General features: G+C 72.1%; 21 protein-coding genes. 13 read left to right on the top strand and 8 right to left on the bottom strand.

Going from position 1 to position 20663, the window contains the following annotated elements:
* Positions 1 to 274 precede the first annotated feature (274 nt).
* Positions 275 to 2308, bottom strand: a complete 2034-nt coding sequence (locus tag ACFYX4_RS06940) for a thioredoxin domain-containing protein (protein ID WP_389327163.1) — start codon at positions 2306 to 2308, stop codon at positions 275 to 277.
* Positions 2309 to 2781: 473 nt separating this feature from the next.
* Here ACFYX4_RS06940 and ACFYX4_RS06945 point away from each other — a divergent pair, with 473 nt between their 5' ends.
* The gene (locus ACFYX4_RS06945) at positions 2782 to 6084 is read left to right on the top strand and encodes an AAA family ATPase (protein WP_389327166.1); all 3303 of its coding nucleotides are present in this window, start codon (positions 2782 to 2784) and stop codon (positions 6082 to 6084) included.
* Positions 6085 to 6213: 129 nt separating this feature from the next.
* Here ACFYX4_RS06945 and ACFYX4_RS06950 read toward each other — a convergent pair whose 3' ends face one another.
* Positions 6214 to 6489, bottom strand: coding sequence for a hypothetical protein (locus ACFYX4_RS06950; protein WP_389327169.1), 276 nt, complete (start codon positions 6487 to 6489; stop codon positions 6214 to 6216).
* Positions 6482 to 7342: a mycothiol conjugate amidase Mca gene (gene mca, locus ACFYX4_RS06955; protein ID WP_389328608.1), complete on the bottom strand. Its 861-nt coding sequence runs from the start codon at positions 7340 to 7342 to the stop codon at positions 6482 to 6484. Before mca ends, ACFYX4_RS06950 begins: the two co-directional genes overlap by 8 nt.
* Positions 7343 to 7511: 169 nt before the next feature.
* On the opposite strand from mca, the gene ACFYX4_RS06960 reads away from it, so the two are divergent.
* From ACFYX4_RS06960 to ACFYX4_RS06970, 3 genes are all read left to right on the top strand, one after another.
* Complete coding sequence (locus ACFYX4_RS06960; protein WP_389327172.1) at positions 7512 to 7910, top strand: DUF4307 domain-containing protein; 399 nt, start codon at positions 7512 to 7514, stop codon at positions 7908 to 7910.
* Positions 7911 to 8115: 205 nt separating this feature from the next.
* Complete coding sequence (greA, locus tag ACFYX4_RS06965) at positions 8116 to 8616, top strand: transcription elongation factor GreA (protein ID WP_389327176.1); 501 nt, start codon at positions 8116 to 8118, stop codon at positions 8614 to 8616.
* A 178-nt stretch (positions 8617 to 8794) separates the two neighbouring features.
* The gene (locus tag ACFYX4_RS06970) at positions 8795 to 9145 is read left to right on the top strand and encodes an inner-membrane translocator (protein WP_389327179.1); all 351 of its coding nucleotides are present in this window, start codon (positions 8795 to 8797) and stop codon (positions 9143 to 9145) included.
* 40 nt (positions 9146 to 9185) lie between these two features.
* On the opposite strand, the gene ACFYX4_RS06975 is transcribed toward ACFYX4_RS06970, so the two are convergent.
* The 3 genes from ACFYX4_RS06975 to ilvA all read right to left on the bottom strand — a co-directional run bounded on the left by ACFYX4_RS06975 (position 9186) and on the right by ilvA (position 12343).
* Complete coding sequence (locus ACFYX4_RS06975) at positions 9186 to 9971, bottom strand: ABC transporter permease (protein WP_389328611.1); 786 nt, start codon at positions 9969 to 9971, stop codon at positions 9186 to 9188.
* A gap of 17 nt (positions 9972 to 9988) precedes the next feature.
* On the bottom strand, positions 9989 to 10975 hold the full coding sequence (locus tag ACFYX4_RS06980; RefSeq protein WP_389327182.1) for an ATP-binding cassette domain-containing protein: 987 nt from the start codon (positions 10973 to 10975) through the stop codon (positions 9989 to 9991).
* A gap of 138 nt (positions 10976 to 11113) precedes the next feature.
* Positions 11114 to 12343 (bottom strand): threonine ammonia-lyase, encoded by a 1230-nt coding sequence (gene ilvA, locus ACFYX4_RS06985; RefSeq protein WP_389327185.1) that lies wholly within the window; start codon positions 12341 to 12343, stop codon positions 11114 to 11116.
* 164 nt (positions 12344 to 12507) lie between these two features.
* On the opposite strand from ilvA, the gene ACFYX4_RS06990 reads away from it, so the two are divergent.
* The 3 genes from ACFYX4_RS06990 to ACFYX4_RS07000 all read left to right on the top strand — a co-directional run bounded on the left by ACFYX4_RS06990 (position 12508) and on the right by ACFYX4_RS07000 (position 13931).
* Positions 12508 to 13014, top strand: coding sequence for a MarR family winged helix-turn-helix transcriptional regulator (locus tag ACFYX4_RS06990; protein WP_389327189.1), 507 nt, complete (start codon positions 12508 to 12510; stop codon positions 13012 to 13014).
* A gap of 103 nt (positions 13015 to 13117) precedes the next feature.
* Entirely contained in the window at positions 13118 to 13627 is a 510-nt protein-coding gene (locus tag ACFYX4_RS06995; protein WP_389327193.1) for a sigma factor-like helix-turn-helix DNA-binding protein, read from the top strand.
* A 55-nt stretch (positions 13628 to 13682) separates the two neighbouring features.
* Entirely contained in the window at positions 13683 to 13931 is a 249-nt protein-coding gene (locus ACFYX4_RS07000; RefSeq protein WP_389327196.1) for a hypothetical protein, read from the top strand.
* Positions 13932 to 13977: 46 nt separating this feature from the next.
* Here the strand turns inward: ACFYX4_RS07000 and ACFYX4_RS07005 are convergent, their stop codons facing one another.
* Positions 13978 to 15132, bottom strand: coding sequence for a cystathionine gamma-synthase (locus ACFYX4_RS07005; RefSeq protein ID WP_389327199.1), 1155 nt, complete (start codon positions 15130 to 15132; stop codon positions 13978 to 13980).
* Positions 15133 to 15217: 85 nt separating this feature from the next.
* Between ACFYX4_RS07005 and ACFYX4_RS07010 the strand changes: the two genes are divergently transcribed.
* The 5 genes from ACFYX4_RS07010 (at position 15218) to ACFYX4_RS07030 (ending at position 18453) form a co-directional block, all read left to right on the top strand.
* Positions 15218 to 16336, top strand: a complete 1119-nt coding sequence (locus ACFYX4_RS07010; protein ID WP_389327202.1) for a hypothetical protein — start codon at positions 15218 to 15220, stop codon at positions 16334 to 16336.
* 68 nt (positions 16337 to 16404) lie between these two features.
* Positions 16405 to 17073, top strand: a complete 669-nt coding sequence (gene msrA / locus ACFYX4_RS07015) for a peptide-methionine (S)-S-oxide reductase MsrA (protein WP_389327205.1) — start codon at positions 16405 to 16407, stop codon at positions 17071 to 17073.
* 7 nt (positions 17074 to 17080) lie between these two features.
* Positions 17081 to 17605, top strand: coding sequence for a DUF4304 domain-containing protein (locus ACFYX4_RS07020; RefSeq protein ID WP_389327208.1), 525 nt, complete (start codon positions 17081 to 17083; stop codon positions 17603 to 17605).
* Positions 17606 to 17729: 124 nt separating this feature from the next.
* On the top strand, positions 17730 to 17936 hold the full coding sequence (locus ACFYX4_RS07025; RefSeq protein WP_389327211.1) for a hypothetical protein: 207 nt from the start codon (positions 17730 to 17732) through the stop codon (positions 17934 to 17936).
* Between the two features lie 46 nt (positions 17937 to 17982).
* The gene (locus ACFYX4_RS07030; RefSeq protein WP_389327214.1) at positions 17983 to 18453 is read left to right on the top strand and encodes an SRPBCC family protein; all 471 of its coding nucleotides are present in this window, start codon (positions 17983 to 17985) and stop codon (positions 18451 to 18453) included.
* 50 nt (positions 18454 to 18503) lie between these two features.
* Here the strand turns inward: ACFYX4_RS07030 and ACFYX4_RS07035 are convergent, their stop codons facing one another.
* Positions 18504 to 19547, bottom strand: coding sequence for an NAD(P)-dependent alcohol dehydrogenase (locus ACFYX4_RS07035; RefSeq protein ID WP_389328614.1), 1044 nt, complete (start codon positions 19545 to 19547; stop codon positions 18504 to 18506).
* A 191-nt stretch (positions 19548 to 19738) separates the two neighbouring features.
* Between ACFYX4_RS07035 and ACFYX4_RS07040 the strand changes: the two genes are divergently transcribed.
* Positions 19739 to 20650, top strand: a complete 912-nt coding sequence (locus ACFYX4_RS07040; protein ID WP_389327217.1) for a helix-turn-helix domain-containing protein — start codon at positions 19739 to 19741, stop codon at positions 20648 to 20650.
* Positions 20651 to 20663: the final 13 nt, after the last annotated feature.

A 20663-nucleotide genomic window follows, 5' to 3' on the forward strand; every position in this document is an offset into this window, starting at 1 on the left:
GCAGGCGGGCGACACCGCTTCGGCGGGCGCAGGCCGCAGCGTTTCCGGGCAGGCGGGCGACACCGCTTCGGCGGGCGCAGGCCGCAGCGTTTCCGGGCAGGCGGGCGACACCGCTTCGGCGGGCGCAGGCCGCAGCGTTTCCGGGGCCGGCGGGCGACACCGCTTCGGCGGGCGGAGGCCGCAGTGTTTGGGGGCGCGGGGAACTGCGCGACCAGCCACAACCCCGCCGCACCCGAAAACGACCAGCACCCCCACTCACCTCACGGCGCACCCCTCACGGAGTGACCCGCTCGCGCAAAGCCTCCACCCCCGTCACCGGCAACTCGCACACGAACCCCCGGCAGACATACGCCGTAGCCGCACCCCCCACCAGCACACGATCCACAAGCAGCGGAAACTCCCCACTCCCGAGCGCCCCCCGGGCGACCACCGCACCCGGCGCGGTCCCCAGCAGCGCCGTCCGATGGAGTTCCGCGGCGACAGGATCGTCGCCGTCCCGGCCGACCACCGCCACCTCCCGCGGCCCGTCGAGCAGCGCCTCCGCCGCCGCCAGCCCCCACCCGATGAACCGCGGCACCCGCGGCCCGAGCGCCTTCACCACGCCCAACGCCCGCTCGGCGGCGGTGCGATGAGGCTCGGAACCGGTGTGCGCCGCGTACGACAGCAGCGCACCCGCGGCCGCCGACCACCCGGAGGGCACCGCGTTGTCGGTCGGGTCCTGAGGCCGCCGGATGAGCTGCTCGGCGTCCGCGGCGGTGTCGTACAGCGCCCCCGACTCCGGGTCGGCGAAGCGGACCAGCACATGGTCGAGCAGGAAGCCGGCGAACTCCAGCCACACGCCCTCCCCGGTCACGGAGGCCAGCGCGAGGAAGCCCTCGGCGACGTCGGCGTAGTCCTCCAGCACCCCCGCGTTCGCGCCGACGTGCCCGTCCTTGCTGGTACGGGCGAGCCGCGCCCGGTCGTCGAGGTGCAGCCGGACGAGGAGGTCGGCGGCGGCGAGGGCCGCGTCCACCAGGTCGGGCCGGTCGAAGTAGGCGCCGGTCTCGGCGAGCGCGGCGATCGCGAGCCCGTTCCAGGCGGCGACGACCTTGTCGTCCCGGCCGGGAGCGGGCCGCTCCGCCCGTGCGGCCGACAGCCGCTCCTTGATCGAAGCGACCTTCTCCGCGTCGAACACACCCTCGTGCTGGGGGAGTTGGAGAACGGAGGCACCCTCCTCGAAGGTGCCCTCGTCGGTGACGCCGAAGTAGTGCGCGGCCGCCTCCGCGTCCTCGGCGCCGAGGACCTCCCTGAGCTGCTCGGGCGTCCAGACGTAATACGCGCCCTCGACGTGCCTGCCGGTCCCGTCGTCGCTGTCGGCGTCCAGCGCGGAGGCGAACCCGCCCTCGGCGGTGCGCAGTTCACGCACCATGAAGTCGGCGGTCTCCAGCGCGACCCGGCGCGCGAGCTCGGATCCGGTGGACCGCCACAGGTGCGCGTACACCCGGCACAGGAGCGCGTTGTCGTACAGCATCTTCTCGAAGTGCGGCACGATCCAGTCCCGGTCCACGGAGTAGCGCGCGAAGCCGCCGCCGAGCTGGTCGTAGATCCCGCCCCGGGCCATGCGTTCGCAGGTGTCCCGGGCCATCTGGAGCGCGCCCTCGGCGCCCGTGCGGGCGTGGTGGCGCAGCAGGAACTCGATCACCATGGACGGCGGGAACTTGGGCGCCCCGCCGAACCCGCCGCGCTGCTGGTCGTACTCCCGGGTCAGCCCGAGCAGCGCCTGCGCCGTCTCCTGCTCCCCCGGGGCGACGCCTTCGCCGTAGGAGATCTCCCGCCCGGCCAGATCCCGCACGATCTTCCCGGCGACCTCGGCGACCTCGTCACGCCGATCGGTCCAGGCATGCCGTACGCCCTCCAGCACCTGCCGGAAGGACGGCATCCCGTGCCGGGGCGCGGGCGGGAAGTACGTCCCGAAGTAGAAGGGCTCGGCGTCCGGCGTGAGAAACACGGTCATCGGCCACCCGCCCTGCCCGGTGGCGGCCTGCACGGCCTCCATGTAGACGGCGTCGACGTCGGGCCGCTCCTCCCGGTCGACCTTGACGCTGACGAAGTGCTCGTTCAGATAGTCGGCGGTCTCCTGATCCTCGAACGACTCGTGCGCCATGACATGGCACCAGTGGCAACTCGAGTACCCGACACTCAGCAGCACCGGCACCCCCCGCCTGCGCGCCTCCTCGAACGCCTCCGCCGACCAGGGCCACCAGTCGACGGGGTTGTCGGCGTGCTGGAGCAGATAGGGAGAGGTCTCATGGGCCAGTCGGTTCGCCATGAACTCCATCCTGCCGCAGTACCCCACCCACCACGCATCAGGCATCCCCACCCACCCTGCGGTCGGCCAGAGCGCACCTGTGAGGCGGCTCGCCGGGCGGGGCTCGGTAGGGATGCTCCCCAGCGGCACGGAAATGTGCGAGGCGCGGCGGACAGGATCGCGGCACGCCGCAACGAGGTACGGGCTGTCACCGCCGCCCGCACCATGAACCTGGCACTCACGGAACCGTCGCGGTTCGGCCCCTGGTTCTTCAGGATCACAGCAGGCGTCATCATGGCCGTCAGCCTGCCCCTCGCCTTCGCCGGCCTCGCCTTGACGTTCGCAGGATGAGCCGGCGCCCCACCTGACCGACCCCCGCCCCGACCCGCGCCCCCGGCGTGCTCCGGTGGTCCGCTGTGTTCGTGGTCTCGCGTCTGTGCGCGCCTCGGCTCACACTTGCCGGGGATGTCGTGACCGGTGGAGGGGGACGGGTGATGCGGGAGAGGCATCGGGGGGACGCCGAGCGGCTGTTGGCGCGGGCCGTGGAGGAGGAGGTGCGGCGTTCGGGGGGCCGTGCCGACCGGCAGGCGCTGATGACGCGGGCGCGCGGCGCGCTGGACGCGATGGCGCGGACCGCCGCCGAGGAGTACGAGGCGTACGCGCGGGCCCTCGCGGAGGCGGAGGCCGGGCGGCTCAGCTTCGCTCAGCGGTACGCGCGTGAGGGCGGCGGGCGCACTCCGCTGCTGGTGGCGGGGGTCGCGGCGCTGACGACCGCCGTCGCGGACCTGGCCTTGGGGACCGGTCCGGCTACAGCGCTGGGAGCGGGCGTCGCCGTCGGGCTCGTCGGCGCGGCGACGACCGTCGTGAAGGTGGCCGGAACGCATCTGCCGGCCGCGCACCACCGCGCCGGCCGGGCCGGCCAGCCGGGCGGGGCCGAGCAGCTGAGACTCCAGTGGCTGACGGCGCTGGAGGTGCGCGGGATCCGCCCGTTCCTGGACCAGCAGCGGGTGTTGAGCGCGACGACCGGCCCGAAGAAGCCGGGCCCGCAGCTGCGGGGCGCGGACAAGAGCGCGGCGGCGCGCGGACGGACGGTGCTGGAGCAGTCGTACGAGCAACTGCCGGAGCCGATCGGCCCGTTCGCGGGGCGGCGACAGGAGCTGGCGCAGATCCGGCAGTGGGTGCAGGCGGCCCGGGCCAGTACGCGGACCCGGCCGACGGTCGTCGTGCTGCACGGGGAGCCCGGCAGTGGCCGCAGCGCGCTCGCGGTGCGGGCGGCGCACGAACTGCGGGACCAGTTCCGCGGCGTGTGCGTGGTCGACCTGCGCGGCGACGCCACGCGGGAAGCGCCGCTGTCGCCCCTGTCCACCCGCGACGCGCTCCTGCATCTGCTGAACCGGCTCGGCGCACCCCGTGAGCAACTCCTCTTCCGCGAGCGCTCCACACCGGACCAGCAGGTCGACCGGCTCGCCGAGCTGTACCACCAGCACCTGACAGGCCTGCCCGTCACCGTGATCCTCGACGACGCCTCCGACCCCGAGCAGGTCCGCGCCCTCGTCCCCGACCACTCCGACAGCCTCGTCCTCGTCACCGCCCGCACCCCGCCGCGCCTGCCGGCCGAGCTGTCCGCCTGGGTGCACGAGCTGCCCGTACGCCCCCTGGAGGCGGCGGGCGCGGAGGAACTGCTCGGCGCGGCAGCACAGGACGCATCGGCTCCGTACGACGCCCAAGCCGCCGACGCCATACGGGAGTTGTGCGGCGGCCTGCCGCTGGCGCTGCGGATCGCGGGCTCCTCGCTCGGCCCGCGCTCCCCGCGCCGCCTGGCGGCCGACCTGGGGGCGTACGGCCCGGTGGAACCCGTCGAACGCGCCCTCTGGCTGCGCTACACCGACCAGCCGGACGTCACCCGGCGGCTGCTGCGCCGGCTGGCGCTGGCGGGCCGCGCCTCACTGGGCGCGGCGGCCGCGGCGGCCCTGCTCGGCACCGACCGCACGGAGGCGGCCCGCCACCTCACCGCCCTCGCTCAGGCCGGGCTGGTCGATCACGTCCGCGGCGACCGCTACCGGCTGCACGACCTGGTCCGCGCCTTCGCGCAGGCCCGGCTCGCCGACGAGGAGCAGCCGGCCGACCGCGCCGCCGCCCAGGGACGCCTGATCGTCAGCCACGCCGAACTCGCCGACTCGGTGCTGCGCCTGGTCGACGGCAATGTGTCGACCCGCTCGGACCGTTTCACCCCGCACGGGTTCACCTCCCTCGACGAGGCGCTGCGCTGGCTGGACGACGAGTCGAGCTTCATCACGGCGACGCTGCGCCAGGCGGACGGCGTCGACCAGTCGGCCGTGCTGAGCCTGCTGGGCGCGCTGTGCGACTACTGCCTGCTGCGCGGCGACCTCTACCGCCTCGGCGAGATCAGCGAACTGGCCCAGTCCGTCGGCCAGGACCTGCTGGTCCGGTCCGTGCAGTGGCGTACGGGCATCGCGGCCCGCCAGCTCGGCGAACTGGACAAGGCGCGGACCACGCTGACCTCGGTGGTCGACCTCTATCTCCAGGCCCACCACGACGCCGGGGCGGCCCGCGCCCTGTGCTCGCTCGGCATCACCCTGCACCATCAGGGCCACCTCACCGAGGCGGCGGTGAAGCTGCGGGAGGCCCTGGACCTCCAGGCCGCGCCCGGTCTGGCGACCGACCGGGCGTGGACGATGCACGCGCTGGCGGCGGTGCAGCGGGACAGGGCGCATCTCGCCGAGGCCTGGGACCTGCTGCACCGCTCCCTGGTGCTGCACCGCGAGGGCGGCTCCGTGCACGGGGAGGCGTGGGCCCACTACCAGCTCGGCCAGCTGAACCTGCGCCGCGGCGAGGTCGCGCGGGCGGAGACCGATCTGCGCCGGGCGCTCGATCTGTACGGCCGTACCCGCGACGGACGCGGTGAGGCCTGGGCGCTGACCCAGCTGGCCCGCGCCCGTCTCGTCGCCGGCGACCCGGCCGCGGCGGCGGACGGTCTGCGCCGGGCGGCCTCACGGCACCGGGACAACGAGGACGCGCGCGGCGAGGCGTGGACGGTGTACTACCTGGGGCTGGCCCTGGAGGAGAGCGGCGACCTCGACCAGGCCGTCCGCGAGCTGGAGCGCTCCCGGTCCCTGCTGTCCCGGATGCGTGACGTGTACGGCCTGGCCTGCGCCCGTCACCACTCGGCCCGCGTCACCCGCGACCAGCAGGCCGCGCGGACCGGCTCGCTGCGCAACTCCGGTTTCGCCCGCCAGCTCCTCGTCGACGCCCGCGCCGACTTCCACCGCATCGGCATCGCCCACGGCGAGGCCTGGACCTGCCTGGAACTCGCCGTCGTCGAGGCCGGCAACGCCCGTGCGCCGCAGGCGCTCGCCCTGTGCGACGAGGCGGCGACCCTGTTCGCGTCCTACGGCGACCGCCGCGGCGAGGACTGGGCCCGCTTCCTGCGCTGCACGCTCCTGCCGTACGCGGCGCAGGGCGGCGTGGAGGTCGGCACGGCGGTGGCCCAGGAGGAGCTGACCCGGCTGGCCCGCTCGCCCCACCCCCTGCGCGACACCCGGCTGCACGAGTGCCTGGAGGCGTACGGGGTGGTGCTGGAGCGTGGCGTGCGCCTGGAGTCGGGCTGGCAGGCCTGGCAACTGGGGATGGTGCCGGGACGGCACGCGCGCGAGGTGATGGGGGTGACGGTGCAGTCGTCGGGGGACGGGGGCGCGGAGGCGGCTGCCGATGCGGCTGCGACGGCAGATGGGGATGCGGCTCCGGGCGGTGCCGCGGGCTGGGCTGCTTCCAGCTGAGCGGGCGGCGCGACTCCGTGGCGTCCCACGGGAGGGGACGTCACGGGGTCACGCCGGAAACGGTCACGCCGGAGACCGTCGCGCCGTGGAACCGTCTCGGCGTGACGCCGCAAGCCGGCAGCGGGCGGCTCAGCCCTTCGCCGGCGACGCCTTGCCCGACGCGCCGTCGCCCGAGGCCCCGTCGCCGGACGTGGCCGCGGCCTCCTCCGCGTCGGGCGCCACCTCGAAGTCGACCTTGCCCATGTGCTTGCTCATGGACTTCATCAGGCCCCACACGGCCAGGGCCATCACCGCGAAGACGATGAATCCGAGGACGCCGGGGGTGACCTTGTCCTCGTCCACCTCCTTGGCGAGGGTGGCGAACTGCGTCACTGCCAGGCTCACGCTTGCGCTCATGTCAGGCATTGTCGCGGATGCCCGCAAACAGGTCGTCCTCGGGGAGGGAGGTATCGACGCGCGACTTCGCGAGCTCGTACTCCTCCGTGGGCCAGACCTCCTTCTGGACCTCCATCGGCACCCGGAACCAACCGCCGTCGGGGTCGATCTGCGTGGCGTGGGCGATCAGCGCCTTGTCACGGATCTCGTAGAAGTCGGCGCACGGCACGTGCGTGGTGAGCGTGCGGTCCAGGTGCCCGGAGTCGTCCCAGCGCTTGAGCCACTCCGCGTAGGGGGACTCCAGACCCCGGTCGAGCATCGCCCGGTGCAGCGCCTCGGTGCGCGGACGGTTGAAGCCCTGGTTGTAGTAGAGCTTCAGCGGCCGGTACGCCGGCCCGTACGCGTCCTCCGGGTACTTCACGGTGTCGTCCGCGCCCTCGAAGGCCACCATCGAGATCTTGTGGGTCATGATGTGGTCGGGGTGCGGGTAGCCGCCGTTCTCGTCGTAGGTGGTGATCACCTGGGGACGGAAGGAGCGGATCTGCCGCACCAGCTCGCCGGCCGCCCGGTCCACGTCCTCCAGGGCGAAGCAGCCCTCGGGCAGCGGCGGCAGCGGGTCGCCCTCGGGCAGGCCCGAGTCGACGAAGCCGAGCCACTCCTGCTTGACGCCGAGGATCTCGCGGGCCTCGTCCATCTCCTTCTTGCGTACCTCGTGGATGTGCTCCTCGATGTACTTGTCGCCCTGGAGCTTGGGATTGAGGATGGAGCCGCGCTCCCCTCCCGTGCAGGTCACGACCAGCACGTCCACCCCCTCGGACACGTACTTCGCCATGGTGGCCGCGCCCTTGCTCGACTCGTCGTCGGGGTGGGCGTGGACGGCCATCAGTCGCAGCTGGTCAGTCAAGACTCAATCCTCGAAATGTCGGCGCCCCCGTGAGCAGGGGTGCGATCGGCGGCTTCTATAGTGACCGAATCGGGGGGCCAATAATTCCGGAGCCGGGTTCCGGGAGCCCTTTCGGGACGTTCGTCCCGCCCCTGCGGAGAGGACGATCATGAGTACGGCGACCACGCGACCGCCCCAGGGTCGTTACGGACGCTCCTCGGACGAGCGCGCCGACCGCACTCTCAAGCTCGTCGGCGCCGTCCTCGGTGCGGCGCTGCTCGCCCTCGTGGGCTACTTCGCCTACCACTACGTCGGCAAGAACAAGATCAGCGCCGAGGTGATCACCTTCCAGGCCTCGGCCGACTCCGTGCGGGTGCATCTGGAGGTCCGCAAGGACGCGGGCGCGAGCGGCTACTGCACGATCCGCTCGCAGGCCGAGAACGGCGCCGAGGTGGGCCGCGCGGACTTCCGCTTCTCCGGCCCGGACACGCGGATCGACCGGGCGGTCACGCTCCGTACTACGTCGCAGGGCACGACCGCGGAGCTGCTCGGCTGTCACGCCGACTGACCGCGCGGGAAGTCTCCGCGCGCCGGACCGCCGGTCTTTCATCCGCAATACGTACGCGCTGACCTGCGTTGACGTAATTCTGGTGGCTTATGTCCTCCCCCTTCGGCCACTGAATTGTTAGGCTCGTGGTTTCGCCCATCCCTGGAGGAACATGCTTCCGGGTAGGGCGATGCTTTGTATTCCCTGTACCGACGAGGAGCACCCTGTGACCCAGACCAGCGAGAACGTCACCTGGCTGACCCAGGAGGCGTACAACAAGCTCAAGGACGAGCTTGAGTACCTTACTGGTCCTGCGCGCACCGAGATCGCCGGCAAGATCGCGGCTGCGCGTGAGGAGGGCGACCTGCGCGAGAACGGCGGGTACCACGCGGCCAAGGAGGAGCAGGGCAAGCAGGAGCTCCGTGTGCGCCAGCTGACCCAGCTCCTGGAGAACGCGAAGGTCGGCGAGGCTCCGACGTCCACGGACGGCGCGGTCGCGCCCGGCATGGTCGTGACGATCGCCTTCGACGGCGACGAGGACGACACGCTGACCTTCCTGCTGGCCTCGCGCGAGTACGCGAGCGCCGACATCGAGACCTACTCGCCGCAGTCCCCGCTGGGCGCCGGCGTGATCGGCCACAAGGTCGGCGAGGACGCCGAGTACGAGCTGCCGAACGGCAAGAAGGCCTCCGTGCGCATCCTCAAGGCCGAGCCCTACAACGGCTGACGACAGCCCCCGCTTCTTCGGAAGGCCTGTTCCACGAGGCCCCCGGACGCCCTGTGGCGCCGGGGGCCTCGCCCGTGTCGTGGCGGAGCGGCCGAGCGGTGCTCACGGCGGAGTACGCCCGGGTTGCGAGTCGGCGACGGACCGTCCGGAAGGGTGGATTCCGGGCGATCGTCGGGCCATGCCCGAACTCGCCGACAAGCAGCGCTCCTCCGCGGAGGGCGCCCTCACCGCAGGGTGTCTCCTGTTTCTCGTACTGGTGGCGGACGTGGCGGCCGGGCTGCTGGTCGCCATCGTGCTCGCCGTGCGGGGGCCGGGGCGGACGGACACCGGCTCCGGACGGACGGCGGCAGAGGCGGCGGCCGGCGGGCCGGCCCCGGACTGGTCGCCGGTGCTGGGATTCGGCGTTCTGGCCCTGGCGGCCGGCGCGACGGCCGTACTGCTGCTGCGGGGCGGGCACCGGGTGATCGGGACGGTGCAGCTGGCGTTCTGCGCTTTCCTGGCCGTCCACACACTGGGGTCCTGGCCCTGACCCGGACGCGACCACCGGCACGATTCGGGAAGGCGAGCCGTCATCCGGCCGCCCGGCGGTATTTGCGGACCGCGAGGGTGCGGAAGATCGCGATGATCACGACCGAGTAGATGAGCGAGGCCCAGACGGGGTGGGCCATCGGCCAGGCGTCGGACGGTGAGACGCCCGGGTCGCCGAAGAGCGTGCGGCAGGCCTGGACGGTGGCGCTGAACGGGTTCCACTCGGCGATCGGTTGCAGCCAGGACGCCATCTGCGAGGAGTCCACGAACGCGTTGGAGATGAAGGTCACCGGGAAGAGCCAGATCAGTCCGCCGGAGGTGGCCGCCTCGGGGGTTCTCACGCTCAGGCCGATCAGCGCGCCGATCCAGGTGAACGCGTAGCCGAGCAGGAGCAGCAGGCCGAAGCCGGCCATGATCCTGCCGAAGTCGGTGGGCTCCGCGTAGCCGGGACGCCATCCCACCAGGAGGGCGACGCAGGCCAGGACGACCAAGGTCAGCGATGTCTGCGCCAGGTCGGCGATGGTGCGGCCGGTGAGGACCGCGCCGCGGGCCATGGGCAGGGAGCGGAAGCGGTCGATGAGGCCCTTGTGCATGTCGTCGGCGATGCCCGCGCCGGCTCCGGCGGTGGCGAAGGTGACGGTCTGGGCGAAGATGCCGGCCATCAGGAAGTTCTTGTAGACGTCCGGGGCGGTGGAGCCTCCGATGCTCATCGAGCCGCCGAAGACGTAGGTGAACAGGACGACGAACATCACCGGCTGGATCAGCCCGAAGATGATCATCTCGGGGATCCGGCTCATGCGGATCAGGTTCCGGCGGGTGATGACCATGGAGTCGCTCACGGCGCTCACTTCGGGTCCTCCTTGCCGTCGACCTCGTTCTCGGGGTTCTTCGTCTCGGCCACGTGGCCGGTCAGGGACAGGAAGACGTCGTCGAGGGTGGGGCGGCGCAGACCGACGTCGTCCATTTCGATGCCGCGGGCGTCCAGCTCCCGGATGACCTCGGCGAGGAGCTTCGCGCCGCCGGTGACGGGGACGGTGAGTTTGCGGGTGTGGTCCTCGACGGCGGTCTCGCCCTTGCCGAAGGCGGCCAGCACCTCGGCGGCGGCCGGGATGTGCTCGCGGTCGTGCACCACGACCTCGACGCGCTCGCCGCCGGTGCGGGCCTTGAGCTCGTCGGAGGTGCCGCGGGCGATCACGCGGCCCTGGTCGACGACCGCGATGTCGTGCGCGAGGTGGTCGGCCTCCTCCAGATACTGCGTGGTCAGCAGCAGCGTCGTACCGCCGGAGACGAGGCGCTTGATCACGTCCCACAGCAGTTGGCGGTTGCGCGGGTCGAGGCCGGTCGTCGGCTCGTCCATGAACATCACGGGCGGTGAGACGACGAGCGCCGCGGCCAGGTCGAGGCGGCGGCGCATGCCTCCCGAGTACGTCTTCGCGGTGCGGTCGGCGGCCTCGGTCAGGTCGAACTGGTCGAGCAGTTCGGCGGCCCGGGTCTTCGCGGCCGCACTTCTCATCTGGTAGAGCCGGCCGACCATCTGGAGGTTCTCGCGGCCGGTGAGGTACTCGTCGACGGCGGCGAACTGGCCGGACAGTCCGATCGAGCGGCGGACCGCGTCGGGGTGCTTCAGCACGTCCATCCCGGCGACCACGGCTCGGCCGCTGTCCGGGCGCAGAAGTGTGGTCAGGCAGCGGACCGCGGTGGTCTTGCCCGCTCCGTTCGGCCCGAGCAGGCCGAGGACCGTGCCCTCCGGGACGTCGAGATCGACGCCGTCCAGAGCCTTGACGTCGCCGAAGGTCTTCACCAGACCTTCGGCATGGATGGCGCCTGGCATATGAGTCTCCTGAGTCTCCACGTCGTCGGGGATCGTCTTCGGAAATCGGCTGTATGTGCCATAACGCACACACCATAACGCGATGTATCGCGTCTCACAATGCACTTGCTCGAAGGAGTGAAAGAGCTGATGATCACCTCAGTCGATGACCGTGTAACCGGCCTCGCGGAGGGCGTGGCCGACCTCGACGCAGTGCGCCGGCCCCTTCGTCTCCAGATGCAGCTCGACCTCCGCCTCCGTGAGCCCGAGCCGGGGATCGGTCCGCACATGACTCACATCGAGGACGTTAGCGTCCACCACTGACAACGCCCCGAGCAGCGAGGCGAGCGCCCCCGGCCGGTCCGTCAGCCGCAGCCGTACGGCCAGGTAGCGGCCCTGCGCGGCCATGCCGTTGCGCAGGACGCGCTCCATCAGCACCGGGTCGACGTTCCCGCCGGACAGCACCGCGACGACCGGACCCTCGAACGCGCCGGGCTCGCTCAGCAGCGCCGCGACCGGACTCGCGCCGGCCGGCTCGACGACCAGCTTGGCCCGCTCCAGGCAGAGCAGCAGCGCCGCGGACAGCTCGTCCTCCGACACCGTGCGCACCTCGTCCACGAGATCGCCGATGATCCCGAACGGCACGTCGCCCGGCCTGCCGACCTTGATGCCGTCGGCCATCGTCGCCGGAGTGCGCAGCGACACCGGGCGCCCGGCCGCCAGCGAGGGCGGATACGCCGCCGCCCCCTCCGCCTGCACGCCCACCAGCCGCACGTCAGGCCGCAGTTCCTTCACCGCGACCGCGATGCCCGCGGCGAGCCCCCCGCCGCCGATCCCGACGACGATCGTTCGCACCTGCGGGCACTGCTCCAGGATCTCCAGACCGACCGTGCCCTGCCCGGCGATGATGTCCGCGTGGTCGAAGGGGTGGATGAACACCGCGCCCGTCTCGGCCGCGTACTCCTGCGCCGCCGCCAGCGTCTCGTCGACCACCTGGCCGTGCAGCCGCACCTCCGCGCCGTACTCCCGGGTCGCGCTGACCTTCGGCAGCGGGGCGCCCTTCGGCATGAACACCGTCGACCGGACGCCCAGCAGCGACGACGCCAGCGCCACGCCCTGTGCGTGGTTGCCGGCGCTCGCGGCGACCACCCCGGCGGCCCGCTCCTCCGGCAGCAGCCCGGCGATCCGCACGTACGCGCCGCGCAGCTTGAACGAGCCCGTCCGCTGGAGGTTCTCGCACTTGAGGTGCACCGGCGACCCGACGAGCTGGGACAGATGCCTGCTGCCTTCCATCGCGGTCGCCCGCGCCACGCCCGAGAGCATCTTCTGCGCGCCGCGCACGTCGTCGAGGGTGACGGGCCGCAAGGAGTCAGCCGTGCCGTAGCTCATGGCTCCAGCATCGCAGTTCACAGGCGGAAACCACCGCTGTGACCAACCACCGAGACCGGTTTCCCCAGCGCCGGTACGGCCCGCCTTCCGGCCGCGTACCCTGTCCCCCAACCCAGCACCCCTTTTCATGAAGTGAGCCCCCGGCCATGCCCACAACACCTGAAATGTCGATGGACATGACGACCCTCGGTGACACCGGTCTCCTCGACACGCTTCAGCACGAGGTCGCGGTGTTCGCGCGCCGTGCCGAACAGACCCGGCTCGGCGGGGTCGGGCAGGTGCGCAACTCCATGGACCGCGCCGCGTACCTGCTGCTGAACCGGCTCGACAAGGAAGGCCCGATGGGCGTCAAGGCGCTCGCCGCGAGCATGGGCATCGACTCGTCGACCGTCACCCGTCAGGTGGCTCCCCTCGTGGACACCGGTCTGGTCAAGCGGACCTCGCACCCCGAGGACGGACGGGCGGTGGTGCTCCAGCTGTCCCCGCGCGGGATGTCGCGGCTGGAGGAAGTGCGCTCCTCCAGACGTCAGTTGATGGCGGAACTCACCCAGGAGTGGGAGCCGGAGGAGCGCGAGGCCTTCTGCACGCTCCTGACGCGCTTCAACACCGCGCTGTCCTCGCGGATGGCCGCACAGGGGCTTCCGGGCGCGGAGCCGGCGCCGGCTTCCTGAGCCCTTTCCACCGGGCTTCCATCCCGCGCGTGCGCGGCTCTTGACCGAAAGCACGCCCCTGGCCTCATATTGCCAGGGGGGTCGCCCAGAGGCGGGAGGCGCGGTGCGAGCACGTCATGAGGCCCAGGACGCCCGCCGGGCAAGGGAGTTCGAGGCGTTCGTCGCCGGCGCGGGCGGCCGGCTGCTGCACACCGCCACCCTCCTCACCGCGGAGGCCCCGGACGACAACCCGCGCGCGCGGCGCCTGCTGACGCTGGCCCTCGCGCACACGTACGCGTGCTGGGACCGGCTGCGCGGCGAGGACCCGTACGACCTCGCCCGCCGGCAGCTGGCCACCCGCTTCGCCCACACCGCCTGGCACCGGTACGGCGGCCCCGGACGCGCGCATCCGCAGCCCGGCCGCGCGCTGGCCCTCCTCACCCCGCAGGAGCGCCTCGTCCTGGTCCTCCGGCTGTACGAGGGCGTCGGGGAGGAACAGGCCGCGGCGCTTCTCGGCCTCCCGCAGGAGCGGGTCCACGCCCTCTGCGACCGGGCGACGGCCACGCTGCTGCACCCGCCGCGCCCGCCCGCCCCGCAGCCGACGGCGGCCGGGGCGAAGACGGTGACGCCATGAGGACGCCGGGCCGAGCGCCGGCGGGCCAAGGGGGGCCGGGCCGAGGGGGGTCGGGGTGAACCGGCCGGAGCGGGAGGCCGCCGTACGGCAGATCATGGAGCGGGTCACGCCGCGCGTGCCGCCGGAGCTGCACGAGGACGTCGTCCGCCGCGGCGACCGCCTGCTGCGCCGCCGTACGCTCGCCCGCCGCCTGCTGTGGCTGGCGCTGGGCGCAGCGGTCGTGGCGTTCACCGTGTGGGCGCTGACGGTCCAGCCGTGGGTGGAGCCGCCGTCGGAGACGACCCCACCCCTCACGAACTGGTGACCGATGACCAGCCGGTGGTCACCGAGAGCCAGCCGGGGCCGGGGGACTAGCCCAGCGCCTGCTGGAGGTCCTCCAGGAGGTCCTCGACGTTCTCGATGCCCACGGAGAGGCGCACGAGGTCGCCCGGGACCTCCAGGGCCGAGCCGGCCGCGGACGCGTGCGTCATGCGTCCCGGGTGCTCGATCAGGGACTCGACGCCGCCGAGGGACTCGCCGAGCGTGAACACCTTGGCACGGTTGCAGACCTCGACCGCCGCCTCCTCGCCGCCCTCCACGCGGAACGACACCATGCCGCCGAACGCCCGCATCTGCTTGGCGGCCACCTCGTGCCCGGGGTGGTCCGGCAGCCCCGGGTACAGGACGCTCGTCACGCGCGCGTGCCGGGTCAGCATGTCGGCGATCTTCGTGGCGTTCTCGCTGTGCCGGTCCATGCGCACCGACAGCGTCTTGGTGCCGCGCAGCACCAGCCAGGAGTCGAACGGGCCGGCGACCGCGCCCATCGCGTTCTGGTGGTACGCCAGTTCCTCGCCGAGCTCACGGTCGCTCACGATGAGCGCGCCGCCCACGACGTCCGAGTGACCGCCCATGTACTTGGTGAGCGAGTGCACGACGACGTCGGCGCCGAGCGCCAGCGGCTGCTGGAGGTAGGGGGTGGCGAAGGTGTTGTCGACGACGAGCCGGGCGCCCGCGTCGCGCGCGATCTGCGCGAGGGCGGCGATGTCGGTGATGCCGAGCAGCGGGTTGGAGGGGGTCTCCACCCACACGGCCTTCGTCTTCGGGGTGATCGCGGCGCGTACGGCGGCCGGGTCGCTGGTGTCGGCCACCGACCACTCCACGCCCCACCGGGAGACGACCTTCGCGAACAGCCGGAACGTGCCGCCGTAGGCGTCGTTCGGGATGACCACGTGGTCGCCGGGCTGGAGCAGCGTGCGCAACAGGCAGTCCTCGGCCGCCAGTCCGGAAGCGAACGCGAGACCCCGGACGCCGCCCTCCAGGGCGGCGAGGTTCTCCTCCAGCGCGGTCCTGGTCGGGTTGGCGCTGCGGCTGTACTCGTAGCCGCCGCGCAGCCCGCCGACGCCGTCCTGCTTGTAGGTCGAGACCTGGTAGATCGGCGGGACGACCGCGCCGGTCAGGGGGTCCGCGGTGTTGCCCGCGTGGATCGCGAGGGTCTCGAAATGCTGACTGATGTGCCTGTCGCTCATGGGACCCGAGGGTAGTGCGCCCGCGGGGTGAACCGGACGCGGGCGGGGTTGGCCAATTGTCAGTGGCGTCTGGAACCCTTGAGCCATGGAGATTCTCTGGGTCCTGATGGCGCTGGTCATGCTCAGCTTCGTGCTGCTCCCGTTCCTGCGCCGCCGACGGGGCGCGATCGAGCAGGTCCCGGCGGGCCACCCGGACGCCGCGGACCCGGCGAACTACGGCTTCGTCCTCGAGGAGGAGCTGGACATCCGCATGCCCGGCCCCGACCAGGACCTGCTGGACGTCCTGGCCGTGGTGCAGCACACGCAGGACTACCGGGCGGCGCAGCAGCTGCTGGCCGGCACGGAGACGGAGGGCGAGCGGCGCTGGCAGCGCGTGCAGGCCTTCGCGGGCGCCGCCGCGCTGGAGCTGCGTCAGCGGCCGGGCGGGGTCTCGGACGCCCCGGGAGGGCAGTGGCTGCGGGTGTGGCGGACGGAGGCGCCCAAGGACGCGGGCGGCGCGGCGGTGCACGCCGAGTTCCTGGTGCAGCAGGCGTGGCGGACGTCGACGCCGGGCACGGACGACTTCCGGATCATCATGGAGGAGGCGAAGGACGCCTGCGGGCAGGCGGCGCTGCTCGCTCCCGGCGATCCGATCCCGTACATCGTCGAGCTGTCGGTGGCCCGGGGGCTGAACTACTCGCAGCCGGAGTTCGAGCAGCTGTGGCTGAAGATCCTGGACCGCGCGCCCACGCACATGGGGGCGCATCTGGCGGCCCTGCACTACTGGTGCGAGAAGTGGCACGGCTCGCGTGACGAGGCGACGTCCTTCGCGGAGGCGGCCGCGGCGCGGGCGCCCCAGGGGTCGCTGCTCGCGGCGATGCCCCTGTTCGGGGTGTTCGAGCACCTCCCCGAGGTGAATCTGGTGAGCGGCTTCTACCAGAGCGAGGTCGTGCGCAAGGCGATCCACGGCGCGCTGTTCGCCGTCCAGGCGGCCCGTGCCGACGACCCGATGCTGGCGCATGTGCGGCATCTGCTCGTCTTCTTCCTGGTGCGCGCCGAGCGGTGGTCGGAGGCGATGAACCAGCTGATACACGTCGACGGCCATGTGGGCGCGCTGCCGTGGACGCTGTCCGCCGACCCGGCGGGGGAGTTCGCGGTGTACCGGGCCCTGGCGGTGGCGGGCTACGAGGCGAACGGCGGCAGCCCGGCGTCGCTCCCGCACTGACTGCCGCGGGCGGAATGCCCGGGGGTCCACGCACGTTGACATGCGCGGACCCCCTGATTGGAGACCGCATGTTCCTGCACAGCCGTTCCCCGCAGCTCCCCACGCCCGAGCAGGCTCTGCGCGGGCGCCCGCAGCCCGCGTTCTCCGTCCCCGACCGCCACACCGTCCTCGGCAACCCGCTCCTCGGCCCGTACCCCGAAGGCCTGGAGGTCGCCGACTTCGGTCTGGGCTGCTTCTGGGGCGCGGAGCGCAAGTTCTGGCAGCTCCCGGCGGGCGTGTGGACGACTCTGGTGGGCTACCAGGGCGGCCACACCGAGCACCCCACGTACGAGGAGGTCTGCTCGGGTCTGACGGGCCACACGGAGGTGGTCCGCGTGGTCCACGACCCCCGCGTCGTCTCCTACGAGACCCTCCTGAAGACCTTCTGGGAGTCCCACGACCCCACCCAGGGCTTCCGCCAGGGCAACGACGTGGGCACCCAGTACCGCTCGGCGATCTACACCCACTCCCCCGCCCAGGCGGCGACGGCGGAAGCCTCCCGCGACGCCTACCAGCAGGTCCTCACCGCAGCGGGCCACGGCCCGATCACCACAGAACTCCTCCCGGCGACGGACCGCACCTTCTACCCGGCCGAGTCCTACCACCAGCAGTACCTCGACAAGAACCCGACCGGCTACTGCGGAATCGGCGGAACGGGCGTCTCCTGCCCGATCGGTGTGGCGCGGGCGGAAGGCTGATCGACGGATGGCCACCACGGCCCTCGAGGTCTACGACTACGCGATGCGTCACCGGATAGGTCCGCACCTGCGCGCCCTCGGCCTCAAGGGCAGTGGACAGCACTACGCGCTGCCGCATGAGCACGCGTGGGCTCTGGTCGGTTTTCAGAAGGCGTCGGGCAGCAGGGCCGCCATGGTCCGCTTCACGATCGACCTGTCGGTGATCAGCAGGTCGGCCTGGGCGGTCCTCCGGGAGGAGGACCCCACCTGCCCGACGCGCCCGCGCCCCGGCGCGCGCTACGGCGTGGAAGGCCACGTCTCCCGGATCGGCGGCCTCCTCCCGCACTCGCCGGACGTGTGGTGGAGCTTCGGCCCCGGAGACGCCCCTCCGGAGAAGCTCGCCGAGCCCAACGCCACGGACGTGTGCGCCGTCCTCAGCGAGTACGCGGTGCCCTACCTCCACCGCTCCCTTGAAGAGATCACGCGGCCGACCGCCCCCGGCGAGACCGGCGTCTCCCGTCCGACCGGTGTGGGGGCCGAGGCTGATGGATGAGGCCTTGTCGGCGGGGGCTGTGGCTGCTCTGCGGGTGTTGTTGGGTGGGGCGGATGCGGTGAGCAGGGCTCTGCGGGAGCAGATCCCGTATGCGCGGGTGGTGGGGCGGTGCGGGTGCGGGTGTGTGACCGTCGATCTCGAGGTGGACCGGGCGGCGGTGCCGCCCGCGCCGGCGCACGGCAATCCGGCTGTGGAGGCCTGGTACGACGCCCCGCATGCGGCCGGTGTCATGGTCTGCACCGCGGACGGCTACCTCTCGCTCCTGGAGGTCTACTCCGTCTCCGACGAGCCGGTCACCGTCTGGCCGGACCCCAGCTTCATCCGACGGTGAGCCGCGTCCCGGTGCCGTCCCGCCGCACCGGTGTTTGGATGGGGGCATGGGCAGCAGGAGTGTCAGTGTGGAGCGGCGGGTCGCTGTGGGGCAGGGGCCTGTGTGGGAGGCGTTGACCGATCTCGCGGGGATGGAGCGGGTGCTCGGCGGTGTCACCCGGGTCGAGGTGCTCACCCCGGGGGGCTTCGCGGTGGGGACGCGGTGGCGGGAGACCCGGCGGATGTTCGGGAAGGACGCCACCGAGGAGATGTGGGTGACCGCCTGCGAGCCGCCCGAGCGCTATGTGGTCGAGGCGGAGTCGCACGGCAGCCACTACGTCTCGGAGTGGGTGCTGCGCCCCGACGGGCCGTCGGCGACGACGATCCGCATGACGTTCTCGGCCGTGCCGACCGGCGGCGCCGCCGGTCTGCTCGCCAAGATCATGGGCCCGGTGGGCGCCCGCGCGGTGCGCAAGGCCATCACCAAGGATCTCGACGACATCGCCGCGGCGGTGGAGAGCGGCAGGCTCGGTTCCTGACGCGCGCGCCGGGGCCCGGTCCGAGAGGACGGGCCCCGACGGCGGGCGGGTCAGATCGTCGCCGTGTCGATGACGAAGCGGTAGCGGACGTCGCTGTCGAGGACGCGCTCGTAGGCCTCGTTGATCTCGGACGCGGTGATCAGCTCGATCTCCGCGCCGAAGCCGTGCTCAGCGCAGAAGTCCAGCATCTCCTGGGTCTCCTGGATGCCGCCGATGCCCGAGCCGGCGAGCGTCTTGCGGCCGCCGATCACCGAGAACAGGTTCAGCGCGACGGGCTCCTCGGGCGCGCCGACGTTCACGAAGGCGCCGTCCGTGCGCAGCAGGGACAGATAGGCGTCCACGTTCAGCGGGGCGGAGACGGTCGAGAGGATCAGGTCGAAGGTGCCGGCCAGCTTCTGGAAGGTCTCCGGGTCGCTGGTGGCGTAGTAGTGGTCCGCGCCCAGCCGCAGACCGTCGTCCTTCTTGCGCAGCGACTGCGACAGCACCGTCACCTCGGCGCCGAGCGCGTGCGCGATCTTGACGCCCATGTGGCCGAGGCCGCCCATGCCGAGGACGGCGACCCGCTTGCCGGGGCCGGCGTTCCAGTGCTTCAGCGGCGAGTACGTGGTGATGCCGGCGCACAGCAGCGGGGCGGCCACGTCCAGCGCCAGCCCGTCGGGGACGCGGACGACGTAGTTCTCGTCGACGACGATCTTCTGCGCGTAGCCGCCGTACGTGGGCTCGCCGTCCTTGCCGACGGCGTTGTACGTGCCGATCATGCCGCCGCCGGTGCAGTACTGCTCCAGGCCGGCCTTGCAGTTGTCGCACTCACGGCAGGAGTCGACCATGCAGCCGACGCCGACCCGGTCGCCGACGGCGTACTTCGTCACACCGGGGCCGACCTCGGACACGACGCCGGCGATCTCGTGGCCGGGGACCATCGGGAAGATCGCCTCGCCCCAGCCTTCCCTGGCCTGGTGGATGTCGGAATGGCAGATGCCGGCGAACTTGATGTCGATCAGGACGTCGAACTCGCCGACCTCGCGGCGCTCGATCGTCGTGCGCTCCAGCGGAGCCTTGGCGGAAGGGGCCGCGTAGGCGGCGACGGTGGTCATGCCGTGGTTCTCCCAGAATTCGTGCATGCGGTGCGTACGGGGTACGGCGCCCGGCCTGCCTTCCGGCCGGGCACGGCGTCCAGCCTGCCCGAACGCGCGCGGCTCACCCAGGCCTCACCTGTGCCTACGTCCGCCGTGCCTACCACTGGCGGGGTCAGGATCAGGGGCGTACGACCGTGAATACTGGACGTATGGACGAACACCCCGAAGCCGCCGCGCAGGAGCCCGGCGGGCGTCTGGACCGGCGCGCCGAGCTCAGCGAGTTCCTGCGCAGCCGGCGGGCCCGGCTGAAGCCCGAGGACGTCGGGCTGCCGGACTTCGGGCGGCACCGCCGGGTGCCGGGGCTGCGGCGCGAGGAGCTGGCGCAGCTGGCCGGGGTGTCGGTGGCGTACTACACGCGGCTGGAGCAGGGCAACGGGCGGAACGTGTCGGCGGAGGTGCTGGGCTCCATCGCCCGCGCGCTGCGGCTGACCGACGCCGAGCACGCTCATCTCACCCACCTCGCCAAGCCCAAGCAGCACAAGAAGAAGCCGGCGGCGCGGACCCAGCAGGTGCGGTCCTCGCTGTGGCAGTTGCTGGACCAGATGGACGGTGTGCCCGCGTACGTGGTCGGGCGGCGCGTGGAGATCCTCGCGTGGAACCGGATGGCGGCGGCCGTCTTCGGCGACTGGGGCGAGCTCCCGGCCGCCGAACGGAACTGGGCCCGGCTGGTGTTCCTGCGGCCCGACTACCGTGAGCTGTTCGTGGACTGGGAGCAGAAGGCGATCGACCTCGTCTGCGCGCTGCGCATGGACGCCGGCTGTTATCCGGACGATCCCCGACTGTCGGCGCTGGTGGGCGAGTTGTCGGTGAAGAGCGAGGACTTCCGGCGGCTGTGGGCGACCCACGACGTCAAGGACAAGAACTTCGGCGTGAAGCGGTTCCGGCATCCGCTGGTGGGCGAACTGTCGCTGAACTTCGAGGGGTTCCGGCTGATGGGGGACGGGGAGCAGTCGCTGGTGACGTATCACGCGGAGCCGGGGTCGCCGTCGGCGGAGGCGTTGCGGTTGTTGGCGAGTTGGGGAGTTGACGCGGCGCGGGCGGGGGCTGAGGCCGGGGCTTGAGTGGGCGGTTGTT

It is taken from the genome of Streptomyces sp. NPDC002328, from assembly GCF_042890065.1.
GTDB lineage: Bacteria > Actinomycetota > Actinomycetes > Streptomycetales > Streptomycetaceae > Streptomyces.